Raw genomic sequence first — 19,886 nt, forward strand, 5'->3', positions numbered from 1 at the left:
TTATTTTTGAGCAAAGAAACTCTTTCTCAAGCATAAAGGCTTTCAATTTTCGGGCATATGCTTTCAAATATCATTCAGAACAACCATAATTGGCTTATTTTTCTTATTTATTTATTAGCTTTGCCTTCGAGAAACACTATTATCAATCGATATGAAGAAAATACCGCTGCTAGCCGCCTGTTTATTTATATTGTTGCTCTGCCTGCCCGGATATGCCAACGATCCGCATTTCAGACATTACAACAATAAGCAGGGATTATCTCATAACACGGTTTATTGCTCCCTACAGGACCAGCGGGGATTCATGTGGTTTGGTACCGAAGACGGATTGAACCGTTTCGACGGACATACATTTAAAATATACAGGCACAATTCATACAACCCGAACAGCCTGCCCAACGATTGTATCGTCAACCTTTTTGAAAGTTCCGACGAAAAGATATGGATTTTTACAGCCAGAGGAACTTGTTACTACGATTACAGGACGGATACATTCCATCCGTTCCGGTTATCGTCCGGACAAAATGAGTCCGAATCATTTTTTGCCGGTACGGAAGACAAAGACCGGAATCTCTGGTTTATCGACTATAACCGGATTGTCTGCTATAATCCGGCAGACAGCAGTTCACGAACTTATCCGGCAGAAGAATTTTTCCATCCGGCTATTATTACCCTGACAAATGACGGGAAACCTCTTTTTTCTGACAGGCAATCTCTATATACCTACAAGGCTGAGACAGATAACTTTCAGAAGATTCCATTTCTGAATGAAACGCAGATCAGTAACCAGATCGCCCTGCAAGCGGTATGCCAGATTCCCGACCTGGGCATTCTGGGCGGCACCAACCAGGCCGGGCTTCTGCTTTACAAATATCAGGACCAGCGTGTCGTGACAATAATCCCGGAAATACAGGTCCGTGCCATCATTCCATACAATACTACCATCTACTGGATTGCTTCGGAATCAGGCATCTACATTTATAACACACAGGACCAAACAATTACGAATCTACGAAAATCTCTGACAAACGAATACGCCATTGCCGACAACGCCGTTTATTCACTCACCAAAGACCGTGAGGGAGGTATATGGGCCGGCTCTTTTTTCGGAGGGATCAGTTACCTGCCAAAGGAGTATACCCGATTCAGCTATTTTATCGGAGGCAAAACACATCCCCAGCTACTCGGAAACGCAATCCGCGAAATCACGCCCGACCGCTACGGCAACCTATGGCTGGGAACAGAGGATAACGGGGTCAACAGCTACAATCCCCGGACCGGAGAGATCACCAATTATTCATACAATAATCCCAGCCATCCGCTATCGGCTACCAACATTCACGGGTTACTGGCTGTCGAAAACCAGCTATGGGTCGGGACATTCAACAAAGGGATCGATGTGCTGGACATCCCCTCCGGCAAGATCATCAAACATTATTCACGGGAAAACAGCCAAACAAACCTCAACAGTAATTTTATCCTCTGCTTCTATAAGACACGCGAAAATGAGTTGCTGGTGGGTACATCCAACGGCTTAATGATTTACAATAAACAAACGGAAAGTTTCAGTCCCTGGAATAATATTTACGCTCTTATCAGACAGATATACCAGGACAGCCGGGGCAATATATGGGTGGCAACCTCCAACGGTATTTACCATTACCTCCGCAAAGAAAACAAAGTAGAGCAATACCGGTCCGGCAGTAATAAATCCGAAAGCATCGGCAATAACAATACGACCTCCGTATTCGAAGATTCAAAAGGCCGGATTTGGGTTACCACAGTAAGCGGCCTCTCCCTTTTCAACGAAGAGACACAGTCTTTTAACCGGATCACCACTGACAACGGACTGCCCAGCAATATCGTTTACCGGATAGTTGAAGACGATTCACATAATTTCTGGTTATCTACGGCAAACGGCCTGGTCAGATTCAATCCGGAGACCTATGCAATGCGGACTTATACGTATACCGACGGGCTGCATGAAACACAATTCAACTACAGCTCTTCCTATCAGGCACCCGACGGGACAATCTATATGGGAACCATCAACGGAATGCTGTCATTCAACCCGTCCCAATTCAAAGAAGACACATTTATGCCTCCCATGTATATCACCGGGATCAATCTCCCGGACAATGAAGAAAACAAATATAACCTTCCTACTTCCTCCATCGAAGACACGAAAGTGTTAAAGTTGCCCTATAATGCCTCCACATTTACTCTGTCGTATGTAGCTCTCAGCTATACCTCTCCGGATGCCATCCGGTATGCGTACAAGCTGGAAGGGGTAGATAAAGACTGGAACTATATGGACCAGAATAAAAATGTAACTTTTGCCAATCTTTCCCCGGGTGAATACACATTCAAAGTGAAATCGACCAACAGCAGCGGCTTGTGGCAGGACAACGAACAATCGTTACAAATCATTATCACGCCTCCCTTCTGGGCTACCGGATGGGCATTTTTTGTCTATATCGTGATTATTTGTATTTGCATAGTCCTCTTCTACAATTATAAAAAGGCCAAACTGGAGGAAAAACACCGTATAAACCAGGACTTGTTTGAAAGCAAAAAAGAGAAAGAACTATACGATGCAAAAATACAGTTCTTTACCTTTATCACCCATGAGATACGCACCCCGCTTACCCTTATCAAGGCCCCTTTGGAAAAGATCATCAAATCGAAAGACGGTAATCCGTCTACCAGGGAGAACCTGCAAATCATAGAGAAAAACACACAGCAGTTATTGAACCTGAGTAACCTGTTGCTCGATTTCCGGAAAACGGAAAGCCGGGGATTCAGACTGAATTATGTACACACGGACATAACGCTCTGGCTCCATACTATTCTGCAACCGTTCCTGCCAGTCATAGAACAGGAGAATAAGACATTCACCTGTGATATTCCCGATGAATCATTCTATGCCTTCATCGACCGGGAGGCTTTTTCCAAGATCATAAACAACTTGCTGACCAACGCTATAAAATACTCGGACAAATATATCTCTCTGCAATTACAGAGACAGGAAGACAGGAAGGAATTTATCATATCCGTTACCAACGACGGCATGCTGATCCCTGACAGCGAAATAGAAAACGTCTTCACTCCTTTCTACCGCCTGAAAGAGACAGAACACCAGCTGGGAAGCGGTATCGGCCTCTCCCTGGCACGTTCGTTAGCCGAATTTCATAAAGGTTCCCTGAACTACACACAGACTCCGGAAGGAATGAACCGGTTTATCCTGACTCTGCCCAAAGAACAGGAAGACTGCTACCTGCTGACAACCGGAAAGAATACGGAAGACGCCATTACGGAAAGCAACGACGATCAGAATGATGATAAGCCTATGATCCTGATCGTAGAAGACCAGGAAGATATGCGGCGATTTATCGCCAGAGAACTGGCAGAAACATACCGCATCCGGGAAGCCGCCAACGGAAAAGAGGCAATCTGTATCCTGAAAGACCATCCGGTAAGCCTGATCCTCAGCGATGTCATGATGCCTGTTATGGATGGTTTCGAACTATGCAACGTAGTAAAGAATGATGTCAACTACAGCCATATTCCTTTCATCCTGCTGACAGCCCAGCATAATCTGCAATCCCGGTTAAAAGGACTGAACAACGGAGCCGATGCTTATATGGAAAAGCCGTTTTCGATAGAGTTGCTTGTTGCCCAGGTCGCAAACCTGCTGAAAAGCCGGGAAGTACTGACCAGAACATACAAGGAAACACCTTCCACACCGGCAACCAGCCTGGCCGTTTCTACAGTCGATGATCTTTTCCTCCGGAAACTCAACGCATACCTGGAAGAACATATCACCAACGATGCGCTGAACGTTGAAATGCTGGCAACAGAAATGGGCATGAGTACCTCCAGCCTGTACAGGAAAGTAAAAGGTCTGTCAGGTTTATCTCCGGTCGAATTCATTAAGATCGCACGGCTGAAACAAGCAGTCCTGCTAATGAAAAACGGGGAAAACCGAATCAACGAAATTGCATTCCGGACAGGTTTCTCCTCTCCGGCCTATTTCTCCACCTGCTTCCAGAAGCAGTACGGAAAAACACCGACGGAGTTTATGAAAGAATGTTAGCCAAAGGCAATGTGAAACGGAAAGTAGATCCTTCCCCGACTTTGGATGAAACGGAAATTTCGCCCCCCATCTTATTCACCAGTCCTTTACTGATAGCCAATCCCAATCCTATACCGTTATAAGCCCCTTTCAGTTGTACGAAACGACCGAAAATATGATCCAGCTCCTTCTCCGGAATACCTTTGCCGGTATCTGATACATAAAAATGAACATGATCCCCTTTCAAGGTATACCCAAAACGGATAGAGCCACAAGAAGTATGCTTTATAGCATTCGTCAGTAAATTACTAAGAATCTGTACCATTCTATTATTATCCGTCCGGATCATAATATCAGGACACGGATCCAGAATCAATTCCACATTTTCCGGCATCCTGAGTTGCATGATATTGTACATATCCCGCATAGCAGAAGGCAGATACACGTCCGTATAAGCGAAAAACACCATGCCTGATTCTATCTTTGAAATATCCAGCACATCGTTTATCAGTCGCAGCAACAACTCATTGTTCGATTTTATAAGGCTTATGTACGTTTCTCTCAGGTCCGGGTCCGTCTCTATAGATAACAGGTCCGAAAAGCCGACTATAGCATTCAGCGGGGTACGGATTTCATGTGTCATATTTGCCAGAAAGGCAGATTTCAGCTGATCGGCATTCTCTGCCTTCTCCTTTGCATCTATCAGAGTTTGCTCATATTCTATATATTTCTGATTATCGACCATACATCCCACAATAAGATTAACCTGACCGTCATCATTATACTCCAGAGCCTTCCCTATTACCTCATAGCTCCGATATTCGCCCTCATCGTTTTTCAAACGGAAATTAACGGCAAACTCAGGCAGCTTTTTATTCCTTATCTCATTGAATAACAAGAAAAAGTCTTCCCTGTCATCCGGGTGACGCAGATTAGACAAGGCCCGGCAGATGTATTTGTTCCTTTCCAACAGGTAATTGTTGGCTCCGTAAAACTGGAAACAATGGTTACAATGTTCCTTGTCGCAAGTCTGGAAACGGTGAAAGTTAAATGAATAAGTCGTGATATGGCTATTCTTCAAAGCCAGTTCCATCATGGTCCGGCTCTCTGACAATTTACCGCTCAATGTTTTGTTCTCCTTTTCCCGTTCCACTTCTTCGGAGACGTTACGGATATAAATCACCACATATTTATGATGCAACGGTACCATCCGTATCTTAAAATAGACAATAGGAGCATTATGACCGGGTATCGACATATCCAGATTAATAACTTCCGATGTATCCAGACATTTCTGTACAACTTTCGCCATATTCCTCTTTGTTTCATCCGGATAGATAAAACCGGGTAAATCGTCAATCCGTCGATTGGCAGCTTCGGGGGTAATGCAGGTTTCGGCAGCATAGGCGATGATCCGCTCTACAATGAGTTTGTCATTTACCAACAGGATGGTGTCGGGAACAGCTTCTGCGACCTTCTCTGAAATATCGGTCAACTCCCGCATCTTCTGGTCATACATCGTAACATCCCATTCTTTGGGACTCGGATCGGTCAGCAATAAGGTGTAACCTATGATCTTTCCATCCTCACTAAATCCGGGAATAATAGAAAACCCGACTGGCAGGTTATCGCTGACCACACTCCCATTCCGCAAATAAGTCTTTTGCATATCTGAAAGAAAAGTCGTTTCAAACAAATTACTCAAAAGGAAGTCTGATAAATCTGTTATAGCAAACTTTTCACACATTGCCTTATTTAAAGCAATCAACAAACCATCACTATCATATAAGGCACCTCCCTTAGGATAATAAACAAAGAAATTTGTTATCAGCTGCTGTTCGACTAATGAGTTTCCCATCACAATTTAGATTTGAATCAGTTTACAAAGAAAAGCAAACTTTATAAATCAAAGACTATATTAAACCAAAATAATTTATTAAAAACAAAATACCTCCTGTTATAAACAAAGTCTATCAGCTCATAAATATTATCCATCAGATAAGTTTGGCAAGGTAAAACGAATAAACGAACTTTGTTACATGATCATGGTAATGTTATAAAATATAGGGATATAATTAGTCAAAAGGAAAAAGGCGATAAGGGATTTGCCAAGAGAGATGGCACAAGAAAGTCCCGACATAACTAAGAGAGGGTTAATCCCGAGATTTTTTCCTGGGATTAATTATTTATATTACATTTGCGCGTATAAATCACACCGAATAAAACACCAAAAGATGAAAACAAAAATTTCCTTGCTTCTGATAACATGCCTTTGCAGCCTTGCTTGCCTGGCGCAAAGTGACTTTGACAAACACTTCACCAAAAAAAGTTTACGGATCGACTTTGCTTTAAGTGGCAATTCCCAATTTCAGGCAGCCGCTATCCAACAGTTGCGGGAAGAACCCGTATGGGGAGGCCCGGTCAAAAACCTGATTGACAAATTCAATTACGGAGGTTACTACGTCAACATATACGACAAATCAAATAACGAACTAATCTATTCGCGCGGATTCAATACGCTTTTTGAAGAGTGGCGCAGCACAGAACAAGCCAAGACCGAAACACAAGCATGGACAAACAGCATCTCGGTTCCCTATCCGAAAGCAACCGTAACAGTTGAGATCACAGCCCGCGACAAGGCGGACATGCAATTCCATCCCCTGTTGAAAATGGATATCGACCCGGCCAGCATTTTTATCGATCGCGGAAAACTCAAGGACAACAAAGTCACACAAATCCAATACAAGGGAGACTCCAGTGAGAAGGTCGACCTGGTTTTTATTGCAGAAGGATATACGGCTGACGATCAGGATAAATTCGTTGCCGATGCTAAAAAATTCACGGAATCGTTGTTCCAGACACCTCCGTACACAACACAACGGGAAAATTTTAATGTATGGGCCGTTAACCTGATTTCGGAAGACCGCGGAACAGACATCTCCGGAAAAGGCATCTATAAGAACACCGCCTTAAATTCAGGATATTATACGTTCGGCGTAGACCGTTACCTGACAACACCGGATATGAAATCCATCCGCGACGCTGTCTGGAATGTTCCCTGCGATGCTATATTCCTGTTGGTCAACACCGACACCTACGGAGGGGGCGGCATGTACAACTTCTACGCCATGGGGACAGCCGATAATGAGCGGACACAGCATGTTTTCGTTCACGAATTCGGACACAGCTTTGCCGGACTGGCCGACGAGTATTTTTCTTCTGAAGTCGCCTATCAGGATTTCTACAATCTGAAATACGAACCCTGGGAGCCCAATATCACCACATTGGTCGATTTCGACAGCAAATGGAAAGACCTTTTGCCTGCCCAAACTCCGGTACCCACCCCGCTGGACGATGCGCATAAAGACAAACCCGGTGTATTTGAAGGAGGCGGTTACATACCCAAAGGTATCTATCGCCCGATGGACCATTGTATGATGCGTGATTATGCCCCCTTCTGTCCGGCCTGTAGCCGGGCCATCCTGCGGATGATCGATTTCCTGTCTGACAGGGACTACTAAAAAAATAGAAGGAGGTGTGCCATTCCTGACATACCTCCTTCAGACTCTTTCAGATTCATATTCACCCAAAAGATCAGATACTATCAATTCATCGGAACTTCCATCAATAAGATCCGGGAATCTTTCAGCACTTCTATCGTAATACTGTCTGTTTCATAAAAACCGGCACCATCCCGTTTGGAAAGCACTGTGTTATTCACTTCCACTTCTCCTTCGATAACGAAAAGATAAACGCCTGTACTCTTCTTATGAAGTTTATACTCCTTGATCTGTCCCGCATCCAGTTCACCTATCGAGAACCAGGCATCCTGGTTGATCGCAGCCGGTGTTTCACCGTCAGGCGAAAGGATCAACGACAACTCATTCTTCTTCAGTAAAGAACGTACATCATAATTATTATACTTCGGTTTCGTATTTTCCTCACGAGGGAAAACCCATATCTGCAAAAATTCAAGCTGCTGTTCGGCACTGTCATTGAATTCACTGTGGAAAATACCTGTACCGGCACTCATCACCTGGATATCACCCGGGGTAATGGTTTCACTGTTCTGTATACTGTCGCCATGACGCAGATAGCCATTCAGCGGTATGGATATCACTTCCATATTCTTATGCGGATGTGTGTCAAAGCCTTCGCTCGGAGCAACCGTATCATCGTTCAACACACGCAACATCCCGAAATGTACCCTTTTGGGATTGTAATAATTTGCAAAACTAAATGTATGATATGTTTTAAGCCAACCATGATTTGCATATCCACGAGAGTTCGCCTTATCTACTACCATTTTCATAAAATATTCCTCCTCTTTAATTCACATATATAACATTCCATCCGCTGAAAAAGTTCCGATACCTCCCTTCCTCAGACAATAGTCCTTTAATTAGTATGAAAAATGCACCTAAATGAAAACATATCTGAACAGAATTCAGTACTTTTGCACAAAAATTCATCCTGTAAATATTAATCATATGGCAGTTTACTTAAACGATGTATCTAGAACCTTCGGAGAATACCTGCTTATTCCCGGTTTGACCACCAAACAATGTGTGCCCACAAACGTTTCACTGAAAACATCACTTGTCAAACACAATGTCGGCGAGAAGTCTCCTATTGAATTAAATATCCCGTTTGTTTCGGCAATCATGCAATCGGTATCCGGTCCTGAGCTGGCTATCGAACTGGCCCGTAACGGTGGTCTTTCATTCATTTTCGGTTCACAGCCAATCGCCAGCCAGGCAGAGATGGTCAGAAGAGTGAAAAAGTTCAAAGCAGGTTTTGTCACCAGCGACTCTAACCTGACTCCCGAAAACACGTTGGCCGACGTTATCGACCTGGTTAATCAGACAGAACATTCCACAATCGGTATTACCGATGACGGAACTCCTAACGGTAAACTGCTCGGATTAGTTACCAGCCGCGACTATCGTGCCGAAAAAGACGATCTTTCCACAAAAGTAAAAGAGTTTATGACTCCTTTCTCCAAACTGATCGTCGGCGAAGTCGGCATCTCGTTGAAAGAAGCTAACCAGATCATCTGGGATCATAAACTGAATACACTTCCTATCATAGACAAAGACCAGAATCTGGCTTATTTCGTATTCCGCAAGGATTATGACAACCACCGCGAAAACCCGAACGAACTTTCCGGTGCAGATAAAAAGTTGCTGGTTGGTGCCGGTATCAATACCCGCGACTATATGGAGCGTGTTCCCGCATTGGTTGAAGCCGGTGTAGATGTATTATGTATCGACTCTTCCGACGGTTACTCCGAATGGCAATGCGAAACATTGCAATGGATCAAAAAAGAATATGGCGATAAAGTTAAGGTTGGTGCCGGAAACGTGGTAGACAGAGAAGGTTTCTTATATCTGGTAAAAGCCGGAGCCGATTTCATCAAAGTAGGTATCGGTGGCGGTTCTATCTGTATTACCCGTGAACAGAAAGGTATCGGACGCGGACAAGCTACTGCCCTGATCGATGTCGCCCAGGCGCGTGACGAATATAAAGAACAGACCGGTATTTATGTTCCTATCTGTAGCGACGGCGGCCTGGTACATGACTACCATATGGTACTTGCCCTGGCAATGGGTGCCGACTTCCTGATGATGGGACGTTATTTTGCCCGTTTCGACGAGTCTCCTACAAAGAAACTGCGCATCGGCAATAATTTCGTAAAAGAATACTGGGGTGAAGGTTCAAACCGCGCCCAGAACTGGCAACGTTACGATATGGGAGGCACAGCTTCACTGAAGTTTGAAGAAGGAGTAGACAGCTACGTGCCTTATGCCGGAAAAATGAAAGACAACCTCAATCTGACATTAGGTAAAATCAAAGCTACTATGTGTAGCTGTGGAGCCATCACAATTCCTGATTTACAGAAAAATGCCAAGATCACACTGGTCTCTTCAACAAGTATCGTAGAAGGTGGTGCACACGATGTGATCCTGAAAGAACAGAATTAATCATTTCTGATATAGTGAATATCCCCCAATTGCAAAACTCACAAATATTTTTTTGCGATTGGGGGATTTTTATTCATCTATATAATACCTGACGTCTCTGCTTTCCATTCACCCGGTATGATAAATGCAGGAAATGCTTCTTTCGGTAGAGAATAGCCTGGTCGAAGGGCAGGCCGCTCTTTTTAAGAGTATCCAACAGGAAATAAATATCAGGGACATAACAATCTGCCGCCTCCCCTTTCACATGCTGGCTGGAACGGACACCACCCGCCAGGCGATTTACTTCCGGACTACGATAACCGCTGGTGACTACAATCGGTTTGTTGTAAGCAATACGGAGCGGCTGGAGAAGGCATTTTACCAATTCACAAAGGGCACAACGGGCAGAAGTTTTGTGCATACTGTGCGGATGGATTTATGAAATCATACGGATGATTTTTTTAACAATCTCCCTAAAAGGATGAAAAGTAGAAATCAGACTAAAAATAAGAACTAAAAGAAAGCCTTTTTGATGCTGGTTGACAAAATATAATGCGAATCAAAACAACATCATAACGGATAAAATACAAGCGCTTTGTATTCATTTATCTTCACGAGATTCTGGTATTTTGAAAACAGAAGTGAATATTCCTGTAAAAAAGCATAGAAAACAGGGATAAAATAACATTCTGTCAAAATGATATGACTAAAAATCAAATATTTGAATATCTTTGAGCATACATAACAGACAAAGAAGATCCAGAGTAGTAAGTATATGAATAAAAGAAAGAAAAAAAGAAACGGCATCTTGCGTGCTATTATTGTCTTTTACGATAAACATAACAAATGGCCTGTGCCTACGGCGAAAGAGGCAAAAGAACGAAGTTTGGGCCAATGGATTAGCAGATGCAGATTCCTTAAAAATCATTCTCCGGAAAAACTTATAGGAAAACAGATTAGATTAATCGACAGAATCGACGCAGACAAGATCCGGAAAAAGACGGAACAGTGGCAGAATAATTATAATAACCTGAAAATCTTTTTGGAAAAAGAACAGCGCTGGCCTTCCAGCAGTGCTTCAGACCCGTTAGAGATCAAATTGTCCAATTGGTGTGCAACCCAAAAAATCACCCGAAAAAACACACCTAAGACCAAACAGAATAAAGAACGCATCAAATTGCTGGATGACATAGGATTCAACTGGTATACGTACAACAAAAGGAGAAGCTGGAAGGAATCGTTCAATCTGGTCAGGGATTACTACAACAACACCGGCCGTTGGCCTGCCCACACCAGAGACCAGGAGGAATCGCGACTGGCTAAATGGTGCAGCAAAATGAGAGCTTACAAAAACGGCAGCGATACAACCATCACGCTAACCCCCAGGCAGATCAAAAAGCTGACCGACCTGGGTTTTGACTGGTCCGACAGCCAGTCAAGTAACGGGCGTTCGCCGGAACGGCTCGAAAAGATATGGCTCGAAAGGTACCATGAGTTCAGCGAATTCATAACAAACGAAAAACGATACCCTCGCTCAAGGACTGGGACCGAGAACGAAAAAGAAGAATCCCTTTACTCCTGGTGGATGCGAATGGGCTATCTGAAAAGAAGAGGTAAACTCAGCAGCGAACGCATCCAACTACTGGATCGCATCGGCTTCAGATGGGGAAAAGAGAATGAATAAAGGAGAAATAAAAAAAGGTTTGAAATTGAATTTCAAACCTTTTTTGTTGTTCTACCAGAACATACGACTTCTTCAACTCTATTTCTCTCTATATGAATATCTCCGAAAAATCAACATTCAATCAAAACTCGCCAACTATATCACCGGAACGATTCAACACCAAACTGAAACCAAAATCTCCCCTATTCTGTCCCCGAATGAAAAGCCCGGCAGACTAAATACAAATGTGTAATCAAAAGCGTATTTGAACCTGACTAAATACCTTAGAAAAAAGGCCTCCAACCCGTGGAAGCCCTTCCGTCTTAAAGACTTTGATTGATTGATTTTGATATTTCCGAAAGTTTTAGACCTATATTCTTTAAAGAATTGGCTAAAATCGTCAGTTCCTGTTCTGTAAAAGCAGCCGGCTTACCATTTACTAACGTTCCATTAATACGCTGGTAAAGCCAACTTCTATCCTTATTAAAATATTGTTTTGCAATATACGATAAAGAAACGACATCTTGCGCTTCCCTGACTATTTTTTTTATATCAATATCGGATCTCTTCCGACGCATACGCATCTGTTCCCGAAGATATAGCCCAGCCTCCCTACGTTCTTCCGAAGTTGTAGCCAACTCCCTTACTTCGTTAAACAGTTTGTCAAATTCAACCGTACCTGATTCCGTACGTAATAGATGCATGCTTTTTATCATTCCATCTATTCTATTTCTCAAATCTTCGGTCATAGCTTTATTATAAATGTTCAACAAAACTCAAAGAGCACAGAGATGTGAATATTAACGAATGTTAAAGGTAACCCCCGAAGGGGTCACCTAAAACTTTCATTCTTTGTTTAGTTCCTCCGCCAGTACAACTACTGTTGAATAAACTTCTTCAAAGAATTCCGATTCTGAAAACCACCCATCTTCAATGAGTTCCTTTTCATTTCGGAAGAGGAATCTTAAATAATCAAGCATTTCCTCTCGGCCTTTGAAACCTTCCATCAAATCAATCATCTCTGTCTCTTCAAGACACCACAAATATAATCAGCATTTGATTATTACGCAAATATTCAACGAATTATTTCACACATTTAACAAAAAAAATTATTTACTATAATAAAGCACCAATAATATTGAATTGAAAAGTACTTATTACACACTTTGATATTTGTCAAATTAAATCTTTATTTGTTCTTTTGCAATTGTTAAGTAAACCGTTTTGAATAGCGGCATCTATTCAAATTATGCTAAAAGATATTTTCAGCTTATGGAGTAAGAACATGCCGGTTCCAAAACATAAGTTTTATTATTACTATGGAGGAACAAATAGACATTATATTAGATCCATCGATCAATTCAGAAGTCAAATATTGGATGATGAGAACAATGGGTGGAGATTTCTATAAAGAATTTGTAGAGGATGGTTTCATTGCTATAGGATATAATGAAATAACCACAGAAGATTTAAAGGCTCTTCCTGAAAGTGATAATTTATCTAAAGACGTTCTTGCCACGAAACTGAAAGACCGAAATGAAAATATAACTAATGCAGGTTATCCAGCATCGCAAATACTCAAATTTTATCGTGACATGAAAATAGGAGATTTCGTTGTTGTTCCTGGTAGAAGTTCTCACTACGTTAGTTTTGGTATTATTACAAGTGATGTATATGAGGCAGAAGATAAGTATTTACATTCAGCAGACCTATGTCCCTTTGCTAAAAGACGTACAGTCAATTGGAAAAAATCAACTGTCAAGTTTAAATTAAATCCTTCATTACAATTAATGTTCAATTCACGACATATTATTTCGGGAGTAGATGATTATGCTCAATACATTGACAGCTTATTAAATGATTTTTATGTAAAAGATGATGAAACTCATTTAGTACTCCGCATTAATACAGAAGGTGATATCAATGCTGGCAATTTTTTCGCCATATACAAAATTTTTGAGATTGTCGATAATTTTTGTGTTGAATATGGAATACCTGAAACAACTGCAAATCTTGTTATGAAGATACAATTGGAATCTCCAGGTAATGTTCGTTTAAGTTCTAAACATCTCTTAATTTTAGGTCTAGTTGGGCTTTCTATTTTATCAATCAATGGAGGTGGATTGAAAATTAACGCCGGTAATTTCAATTTTGACCTATCCACTGATGGATTAATTGGCATGTACAATGAATATCTTGATAGAGAAGTGGATAGAGATTTAAAGGAAAGCATTAAAAGTTCACTTGATTCATTAGATATGAGTACACCACAGAATATGGAATATGCAGTCAAGTTACTCGAAGAATTAAACAATTCTAGAGAAAAATACTAACAAGGGAAATAATAAAATGGCATTAACGCTAAAGCTATAATTACTCCAATCAAAATAATTTTATATCCTGTATATTTATAATCATATTTATGAACAAACAAAGATACAATATACTTCAAAAATAATATAGAGACACTACTGATTATCAGAAATGTCGCTATAAAAGATATGATATTTCGTATTGTATCTAACATAACATTTTTTTCTCTCTGCAAATATATAACGTTTTAGTTATCTAAATTAGTATGAAATATATGTTTTTTTATCCTAAAGCATAATTTTTGTGGTTCAAAGGAATTATTCATATCACTATTTTTTTCAAAACCTTACTTATTTAAAACCGCTCTACCTATCTCAGGCAAAGCGGCCTACAATTACTAACTAAACTATTACTATGAGAAAAAATACTATTTAAAATTCTTAGCTATCCACAAGCCCATGCAACCGAACAGAATAACAATCAGCCCAAATACCCAATTAGGTAAAACAGCCCCCCGATCAATCAACACATCATTTGTAACGACATCTTTTATACCTTCATCCTTCATTTTGACAGATGTATCTGTTTCCTGCCTATCACCATTCTCTTCTGTTGTCACCGATCGTTTTTGTTCGGAAAGGATATCCATCTGGGTAGTCTTTACAATATATTGATTCCCGATGCTGTCCGGCTTGGATAACTCTGTTATAGTTATGATACCGGTTCCGCTATACTCCAATAGCTCCGTAATTGTTCGTTGAACAGATTCCGTAACATGTGTACTATCCTTTTGACTACTGACAGCCGTACTAACCGTTTCCGATCTGTAACTCTGCTTTTTTGTTCCGCATCCAAACAAAAGAAACATACACCAGAGTAATACAAGCCCCTTCATGGTTTTATATTTACATTAGGGAGAAACGATGTAAATTCACACTGTACGTCGAAGCAGGGACAAGCCTTTAACCATTCAAAAGGTTCAATCACACCGTTACCATTCAGATCAGGCGAATAATCTCGGTGACCTTTTACTTCTACAACGTTTGGATACTTCCGGCACAATTCATTTACCAATTCACGGATGGCCGCCTTTTGCGCTTCTGTACGAGTATCTTTGGGATTCCCGGAACCATCTAGTCCACCGACATAACAAATACCTATACTGTCCGCATTGTGCCCTGAAACGTGCGCCCCGGCTTTTTCTACTGGTCGCCCTTTATGAACTGATCCATCGGCATAAACTACGTAATGATAGCCGATACCGTTCCATCCGCGTGTTTGGTGCATTTGATCAATATCTGCAACTGTTAGGGGTTGTCCCTTACGTGATGCAGTACAATGTATTATGATTTTATTTATCTGTCTCATTTTTATCTCCTTCTATTTCTATTATATCTGTTTTCTTTCCAAAGAAATTCAAGAACTTCACCTTTACATGCTTTCCACGTGCAGCAAAGTAGTTGACATATATACTTTCTAACTCAACACCGTATATAACGAGTAGAATTATAAGCGGTAGCAAGTCGATCCCAAATGGTTGCCCGAAAGCCTGGCCGAACGAATAAGCCATTACAACCCAAATGATATAACTTGTAATCTTATCCATTGTACGCCGGACAGCTCGCGATCGTTTGATCGGGTCTTTCCTGTATCGAGATGCTTCAATACCAAACTTCAGATCACCTAGCGTCAAAACTAAAGCCAGGAAGAAAAGCCATTTCGCCCAAGCAAAAAACTCAATCAGCCCAAAAAGGAATTTATCTGTGTAGTTCTCCATTATTTTTATATTTAATATTTCTACAATACCAATTTACGAATGTGCTTTTCTTCGTGTTGTTGCCATGATTATTTATTTTTCATCTGCATATAAATTCGGTGTTATTCAAGCTCTCTTACATAATACCGGATTATTATTATACCCTGATACCCTCTTCCGGGACGAGAAAACTGGCCGCTAGAGACTCCCATGCCACCGCCACCGGATCCATAGAATGTACCATTTCCGGCATTGCCCTTAATACTGCCACCACCTCCGCCGGTTTTATTACCTGAATATCCCTGCAATTCACCATTAGAATATCTTACATAACCACCGGTTGCCGCATATTTTGTTATTGCAGTCAATTCCGGGTCTATATGAGATAAGTCTCCAAAAGGACAAAGTGTACCATCTTTGGTGTAAGGATATCCACCATTGCTTTCTTTTCCCGCTTCTCCTCCTGCTACAGTATATTCTCCAAATGTTGTTGGGTTTCCTTTTTCACCACCATACGATAAAGCAGTCCAATCCCCAACTGATAATTCAAATATTTGATTTTTTGTGAAAGAAATATCTTCTACATATAATACTTCTCCACCTCCGCCACCACTGACCCAGTCTCCATTAGTGTTTACAGAGTTTGAACCGTCACCACCACCTCCGCCACCTACTATAAAGATGTCTATTTTTTTTGTATTGTCAGGCACAGTCCAAGAGGTCCGAGATATATCAGTGATTATCTCAAATTTTTCAACAAGGGGTATTTCACTTTCTTTTATCATACGGGTAACTTTCAATATAACAATACCCTGATATCCTAATCCTGGATTTCTTATCGTATTACTAAAAGTTCTATAAATAGTGCCACCTCCACCACCAGCACCGTAAAAAGCAGCATTAGCAGCAGCTGTAGAACGATTAGCCCCTTTTCCTGCGCCAGTATTCCCTCCTACATTAGCCGTAGTGGTAGTACTTCCATCTCCACCATTTGCACCAAATAAATCAGAAGACGTAACAGCTTCCGATTCTATATCTCCAAATGGACAAGCTGTTCCATCACTCCCGATTGATGGCGATGAATTTGTTCCGGCAGTTCCACCATTACCACCCAATGCAATGAGAGTTCCAAAAGATGTATCACCTCCTTTGTTTCCCGCATTATTGGCTGTTGTTGCAGCACTCCCACCTTGTCCGATCACAACATTTATTTCTTCTCCTTTAATGAATGGCATGTTTTCCTGATATACAACTGCACCACCTTCCCCAGCATATCCTGCTGTATAGGAACCATAAGATGTGGATGCTACTGGCAGACCACCTCCACCACCAGCACCAACCAGAAAGACATCGAGTTTTACCGTATTGGCAGGTACTATGTAAATTCCTGATGATTTGATTACCACCAACTGGGCGACCTCTATCATTCCAGAAGCAAAAAGCATTGATCTTCTTCTGTTCATTATTCTACGTATTCATTATAAATAAAAGGTTCAGACGCACGAACAGTATATTTCCAGTCCGCCCATAATATGCTAAGTTCGCACGCTTCTTTACCTGCCAGTTCTGGCAATTCTGATACAATAAGCAGTTTTGAACCTTCTAAACCAGCATTGGCATTTAACTTGATGGTAAAAGTTATTTTAGTGGTTGAACTACTTGTGTTTCTAATTAGCAAAGTAGTAACCGAGTTATGAAGTGGATAAAATCCTGCTGGAACAATTAGCAAATTTTTGCTAATACTCATATCAAACACCACATAACCGCCAGTAAAAGGAATATTCTCACCAGAAGTAATGACCGTCTTGGCGTATGTACATGCTGCCCTTACAGTAGCATCCCGCCAGCCATCGCCTGTTACACCTCTCAAATCCAGCAAATAATGATACATATTGTCAGAATTTGTAACACCTTCGGATATGACAAAAGATAACAAATAATGAACCACCTCCCCATCATATCTTTGCATGATGGAAGTACATCGGGAATAACCTTTCTTGTATGAATGATACTGACCTTCGGATCGGGAATATATAGGTATATTTTCTTGATATGCCCTTTCCATATCCTCTATTGTGTTACCGTTTATAAATGAACCCCAATCCAATTCACTAGTGGTTCGTACTCTATTTATTTGAGTAACATCACCTATTTCGATATATTCACTATTTGAGTTTCCCCATTCAGCTACACCTGGAGCAGTGTTTGTTAAAACCTGTCCCACTGCCCCACCTGCCGGAATAAAGTTATATCCCTCCCCTGTTGGCAGGACAAACTTATTTGCACCGGATTCTATACCTTCCAGCTTTGCTCCTTCCGCATTCGTCATTAAACGTTTCCCTGCTTCCTTCAAAACATAACGTTCGTTGGCTTCATTCTTAGTATAGTAATCAGACAAATCGACAGAAGTAGAACCAATCAATTCAAATTTGCCAGAAGTTTCATTCCAGATATATTCATTGTGAACGTCGTTTCCTGATCCTGTTTTTGGAACTAAATAGATCGTTCCTTTAACTCCTGTATCCGGCAGTACCAGGACTACTTTTATGTCGAATTGAACAATACCGGCTATCTGCTCATTGGTATATGTTTTTGCCAACTGTAGATTTCGTCCTATCTCTTCCCTCAACTCTGCATCGTTAAAAGGGATATACTCAACAAAAAAACCTTCTGTACTTCCACCGGAAGAAGGAACAAAAAGATATTGTTTTCCTCTGATTAAATCAGAGCCATTTACAGAGACATTCCCGGAACCCTTACCAGGCAATCCCGTATCCCCTCTAGGAATGGTCAGTTTCAGAGAGTATTTCGGATTACCTTCTGGGGTTTGTCCGACCGGAATAAAGACGGCAGAAGCCTCTGAGCCTGGCTCACCTGTCATAACTTCTCCAAGTTCAAGAACCGGATTTTTACCAGCATCACCTTGTGGTAGAACCAAGTCTATTTTATACTTTGGATTACCAGATGGATCATCACCGTTACGAATTATAGACACAGACGGTTCCTGCCCTTTAGATGCACTTCCGGCTTCCATTACCGGAGTTTTTCCGTCATTGCCCTTATTCCCTTTACTTCCTCGTGGTATAGTAAGGAATAGTTTATACTTTGGTCGTCCATCTTCTGTCGTTCCATTTTCTTTAAAAGTGGCTGACGCATCCGTATCTGGTTCTCCTGTTGAAATGCTTCCAAATTCCAAAAAAGGAATTGCACCGTCATCTCCTTTAGGCAGTACAAGACCTATTTTATAAATAGGATTACCGGATGGGTCTGTTCCTGACAGTTCAATAGAGGCATCTGCATCCAATCCGGAAGAAATAGAACCAACTTCAAATAATGGGGTTTTACCGTCTGTCCCCATTAAAGATGCAGCTTCCAAGGCTACAAGTTCTCCACCGAGTACTCCCGGAAGAAGATTAACACCAACCGGGGATTTTACTACCCTAAGATCGGTTACCATCTTTGAACTTCCCTGTAACGCATTCGTTACCCGCTGAACTAAACTATCAAATTCTTCCTGTGTCATAGTCGTTTAATCCAATGATATTTTTTCCGCTTTTCTAAATGAGAGTAGTCATACTGATATGTATAAGCCTCTCTTTCAAATGAGATATTTTCGTAAGCATTCCGACCATAACGAAAGAGTTTAACCAACCACTCCACCAGATACCAGAAATAAAAAAAATGTACAACATTTCTTTCATTTGAACCGTATGAATGGCTTCATGATTCTGTATTCGCCGGGCAAGGGGTTTGTACTCATTTCGGGCAAAGATTATTCCGAAAAGGTTCATAGCTGTGAACCCCTTAACAGGCAATATGTTATTGTATACGATCTTCATCTGCAAGAATTGTTTCAATATCATCCAACATGGCAGACAAAGCAGCCTTGCACTCTCCGAGTGTCAGAAACTTGTAATCATTTACGTCGATCAAAAGTCGATTAGAACTACCCATGTAATTAGCTCCGGCAACCTTATTACCGTTTTTAGATATTTCGATCCGGATATCCGTTACCGGCTGTCCGACATCTTGAGAATAGGTGTACGTATTTATTACACCTTCACAAGCCTGTGTTGTTGCTATCTGATTGATTTTATTCGATACTATTTCCATAAT

General features: G+C 41.3%; 16 protein-coding genes. 5 read left to right on the top strand and 11 right to left on the bottom strand.

The window, feature by feature from the left end; translation table 11 throughout:
* Nucleotides 1–151 precede the first annotated feature (151 nt).
* A complete protein-coding gene (locus tag HMPREF1535_RS00850) occupies nucleotides 152–4,096 on the top strand; it encodes a hybrid sensor histidine kinase/response regulator transcription factor (protein WP_046145014.1) in 3,945 nt (1,314 codons plus the stop codon).
* Here HMPREF1535_RS00850 and HMPREF1535_RS00855 read toward each other — a convergent pair.
* On the bottom strand, nucleotides 4,080–5,933 hold the full coding sequence (locus tag HMPREF1535_RS00855; RefSeq protein WP_046145015.1) for a PAS domain-containing sensor histidine kinase: 1,854 nt from the start codon (nucleotides 5,931–5,933) through the stop codon (nucleotides 4,080–4,082). The two genes, HMPREF1535_RS00850 and HMPREF1535_RS00855, sit on opposite strands and share 17 nt — an antisense overlap.
* A 376-nt stretch (nucleotides 5,934–6,309) precedes the next feature.
* On the opposite strand from HMPREF1535_RS00855, the gene HMPREF1535_RS00860 reads away from it, so the two are divergent.
* Nucleotides 6,310–7,596 (top strand): M64 family metallopeptidase, encoded by a 1,287-nt coding sequence (locus tag HMPREF1535_RS00860; RefSeq protein ID WP_046145016.1) that lies wholly within the window; start codon nucleotides 6,310–6,312, stop codon nucleotides 7,594–7,596.
* 83 nt (nucleotides 7,597–7,679) lie between these two features.
* Here the strand turns inward: HMPREF1535_RS00860 and HMPREF1535_RS00865 are convergent, their stop codons facing one another.
* On the bottom strand, nucleotides 7,680–8,387 hold the full coding sequence (locus HMPREF1535_RS00865) for a pirin family protein (RefSeq protein WP_010802423.1): 708 nt from the start codon (nucleotides 8,385–8,387) through the stop codon (nucleotides 7,680–7,682).
* A gap of 178 nt (nucleotides 8,388–8,565) precedes the next feature.
* Between HMPREF1535_RS00865 and HMPREF1535_RS00870 the strand changes: the two genes are divergently transcribed.
* Nucleotides 8,566–10,059: an IMP dehydrogenase gene (locus HMPREF1535_RS00870; protein ID WP_007658983.1), complete on the top strand. Its 1,494-nt coding sequence runs from the start codon at nucleotides 8,566–8,568 to the stop codon at nucleotides 10,057–10,059.
* A gap of 73 nt (nucleotides 10,060–10,132) precedes the next feature.
* Here the strand turns inward: HMPREF1535_RS00870 and HMPREF1535_RS00875 are convergent, their stop codons facing one another.
* Nucleotides 10,133–10,459 carry a D-Ala-D-Ala carboxypeptidase family metallohydrolase gene (locus HMPREF1535_RS00875; RefSeq protein ID WP_010802422.1) on the bottom strand — a complete coding sequence of 109 codons (327 nt, stop codon included), beginning with the start codon at nucleotides 10,457–10,459 and terminating at the stop codon, nucleotides 10,133–10,135.
* A gap of 354 nt (nucleotides 10,460–10,813) precedes the next feature.
* On the opposite strand from HMPREF1535_RS00875, the gene HMPREF1535_RS00880 reads away from it, so the two are divergent.
* Nucleotides 10,814–11,722: a helicase associated domain-containing protein gene (locus HMPREF1535_RS00880; protein WP_046145017.1), complete on the top strand. Its 909-nt coding sequence runs from the start codon at nucleotides 10,814–10,816 to the stop codon at nucleotides 11,720–11,722.
* Between the two features lie 302 nt (nucleotides 11,723–12,024).
* Here the strand turns inward: HMPREF1535_RS00880 and HMPREF1535_RS00890 are convergent, their stop codons facing one another.
* Entirely contained in the window at nucleotides 12,025–12,450 is a 426-nt protein-coding gene (locus tag HMPREF1535_RS00890) for a DUF5053 domain-containing protein (RefSeq protein WP_046145019.1), read from the bottom strand.
* A gap of 96 nt (nucleotides 12,451–12,546) precedes the next feature.
* Nucleotides 12,547–12,720 carry a hypothetical protein gene (locus HMPREF1535_RS25695; RefSeq protein ID WP_154670863.1) on the bottom strand — a complete coding sequence of 58 codons (174 nt, stop codon included), beginning with the start codon at nucleotides 12,718–12,720 and terminating at the stop codon, nucleotides 12,547–12,549.
* A 300-nt stretch (nucleotides 12,721–13,020) separates the two neighbouring features.
* Here HMPREF1535_RS25695 and HMPREF1535_RS00895 point away from each other — a divergent pair, with 300 nt between their 5' ends.
* Nucleotides 13,021–14,034: a hypothetical protein gene (locus HMPREF1535_RS00895; RefSeq protein WP_046145020.1), complete on the top strand. Its 1,014-nt coding sequence runs from the start codon at nucleotides 13,021–13,023 to the stop codon at nucleotides 14,032–14,034.
* Nucleotides 14,035–14,441: 407 nt separating this feature from the next.
* Here the strand turns inward: HMPREF1535_RS00895 and HMPREF1535_RS00905 are convergent, their stop codons facing one another.
* From HMPREF1535_RS00905 to HMPREF1535_RS00935, 6 genes are all read right to left on the bottom strand, one after another.
* On the bottom strand, nucleotides 14,442–14,909 hold the full coding sequence (locus HMPREF1535_RS00905) for a hypothetical protein (RefSeq protein ID WP_046145022.1): 468 nt from the start codon (nucleotides 14,907–14,909) through the stop codon (nucleotides 14,442–14,444).
* On the bottom strand, nucleotides 14,906–15,382 hold the full coding sequence (locus HMPREF1535_RS00910) for an N-acetylmuramoyl-L-alanine amidase (RefSeq protein ID WP_046145023.1): 477 nt from the start codon (nucleotides 15,380–15,382) through the stop codon (nucleotides 14,906–14,908). Before HMPREF1535_RS00910 ends, HMPREF1535_RS00905 begins: the two co-directional genes overlap by 4 nt.
* Nucleotides 15,366–15,791 (bottom strand): hypothetical protein, encoded by a 426-nt coding sequence (locus HMPREF1535_RS00915; RefSeq protein WP_046145024.1) that lies wholly within the window; start codon nucleotides 15,789–15,791, stop codon nucleotides 15,366–15,368. The genes HMPREF1535_RS00910 and HMPREF1535_RS00915 overlap by 17 nt, the downstream gene beginning before the upstream one ends.
* Nucleotides 15,792–15,892: 101 nt before the next feature.
* Nucleotides 15,893–17,233, bottom strand: coding sequence for a glycine-rich domain-containing protein (locus HMPREF1535_RS00920; protein WP_148499093.1), 1,341 nt, complete (start codon nucleotides 17,231–17,233; stop codon nucleotides 15,893–15,895).
* Nucleotides 17,233–19,293 (bottom strand): hypothetical protein, encoded by a 2,061-nt coding sequence (locus HMPREF1535_RS24990; protein ID WP_052716624.1) that lies wholly within the window; start codon nucleotides 19,291–19,293, stop codon nucleotides 17,233–17,235. Before HMPREF1535_RS24990 ends, HMPREF1535_RS00920 begins: the two co-directional genes overlap by 1 nt.
* Before the next feature lie 296 nt (nucleotides 19,294–19,589).
* Complete coding sequence (locus HMPREF1535_RS00935) at nucleotides 19,590–19,883, bottom strand: hypothetical protein (protein ID WP_046145026.1); 294 nt, start codon at nucleotides 19,881–19,883, stop codon at nucleotides 19,590–19,592.
* Nucleotides 19,884–19,886: the final 3 nt, after the last annotated feature.

This window comes from Parabacteroides goldsteinii DSM 19448 = WAL 12034 (genome assembly GCF_000969835.1).
GTDB classification, from domain to species: Bacteria; Bacteroidota; Bacteroidia; order Bacteroidales; family Tannerellaceae; genus Parabacteroides; species Parabacteroides goldsteinii.

Excerpts from the sequence above, each read along its gene's own strand:
- HMPREF1535_RS00915 (WP_046145024.1), bottom strand. The coding sequence starts at position 15,791 with ATGGAGAACTACACAGATAAATTCCTTTTTGGGCTGATTGAGTTTTTT.
- HMPREF1535_RS24990 (WP_052716624.1), bottom strand. The coding sequence starts at position 19,293 with ATGACACAGGAAGAATTTGATAGTTTAGTTCAGCGGGTAACGAATGCG.
- HMPREF1535_RS00875 (WP_010802422.1), bottom strand. The coding sequence starts at position 10,459 with ATGCACAAAACTTCTGCCCGTTGTGCCCTTTGTGAATTGGTAAAATGC.
- HMPREF1535_RS00895 (WP_046145020.1), top strand. The coding sequence starts at position 13,021 with ATGGAGGAACAAATAGACATTATATTAGATCCATCGATCAATTCAGAA.
- HMPREF1535_RS00860 (WP_046145016.1), top strand. The coding sequence starts at position 6,310 with ATGAAAACAAAAATTTCCTTGCTTCTGATAACATGCCTTTGCAGCCTT.
- HMPREF1535_RS00935 (WP_046145026.1), bottom strand. The coding sequence starts at position 19,883 with ATGGAAATAGTATCGAATAAAATCAATCAGATAGCAACAACACAGGCT.
- HMPREF1535_RS00855 (WP_046145015.1), bottom strand. The coding sequence starts at position 5,933 with ATGGGAAACTCATTAGTCGAACAGCAGCTGATAACAAATTTCTTTGTT.
- HMPREF1535_RS00865 (WP_010802423.1), bottom strand. The coding sequence starts at position 8,387 with ATGAAAATGGTAGTAGATAAGGCGAACTCTCGTGGATATGCAAATCAT.
- HMPREF1535_RS00870 (WP_007658983.1), top strand. The coding sequence starts at position 8,566 with ATGGCAGTTTACTTAAACGATGTATCTAGAACCTTCGGAGAATACCTG.
- HMPREF1535_RS00920 (WP_148499093.1), bottom strand. The coding sequence starts at position 17,233 with ATGAACAGAAGAAGATCAATGCTTTTTGCTTCTGGAATGATAGAGGTC.
- HMPREF1535_RS00905 (WP_046145022.1), bottom strand. The coding sequence starts at position 14,909 with ATGAAGGGGCTTGTATTACTCTGGTGTATGTTTCTTTTGTTTGGATGC.
- HMPREF1535_RS00910 (WP_046145023.1), bottom strand. The coding sequence starts at position 15,382 with ATGAGACAGATAAATAAAATCATAATACATTGTACTGCATCACGTAAG.
- HMPREF1535_RS00890 (WP_046145019.1), bottom strand. The coding sequence starts at position 12,450 with ATGACCGAAGATTTGAGAAATAGAATAGATGGAATGATAAAAAGCATG.
- HMPREF1535_RS00880 (WP_046145017.1), top strand. The coding sequence starts at position 10,814 with ATGAATAAAAGAAAGAAAAAAAGAAACGGCATCTTGCGTGCTATTATT.
- HMPREF1535_RS00850 (WP_046145014.1), top strand. The coding sequence starts at position 152 with ATGAAGAAAATACCGCTGCTAGCCGCCTGTTTATTTATATTGTTGCTC.
- HMPREF1535_RS25695 (WP_154670863.1), bottom strand. The coding sequence starts at position 12,720 with ATGATTGATTTGATGGAAGGTTTCAAAGGCCGAGAGGAAATGCTTGAT.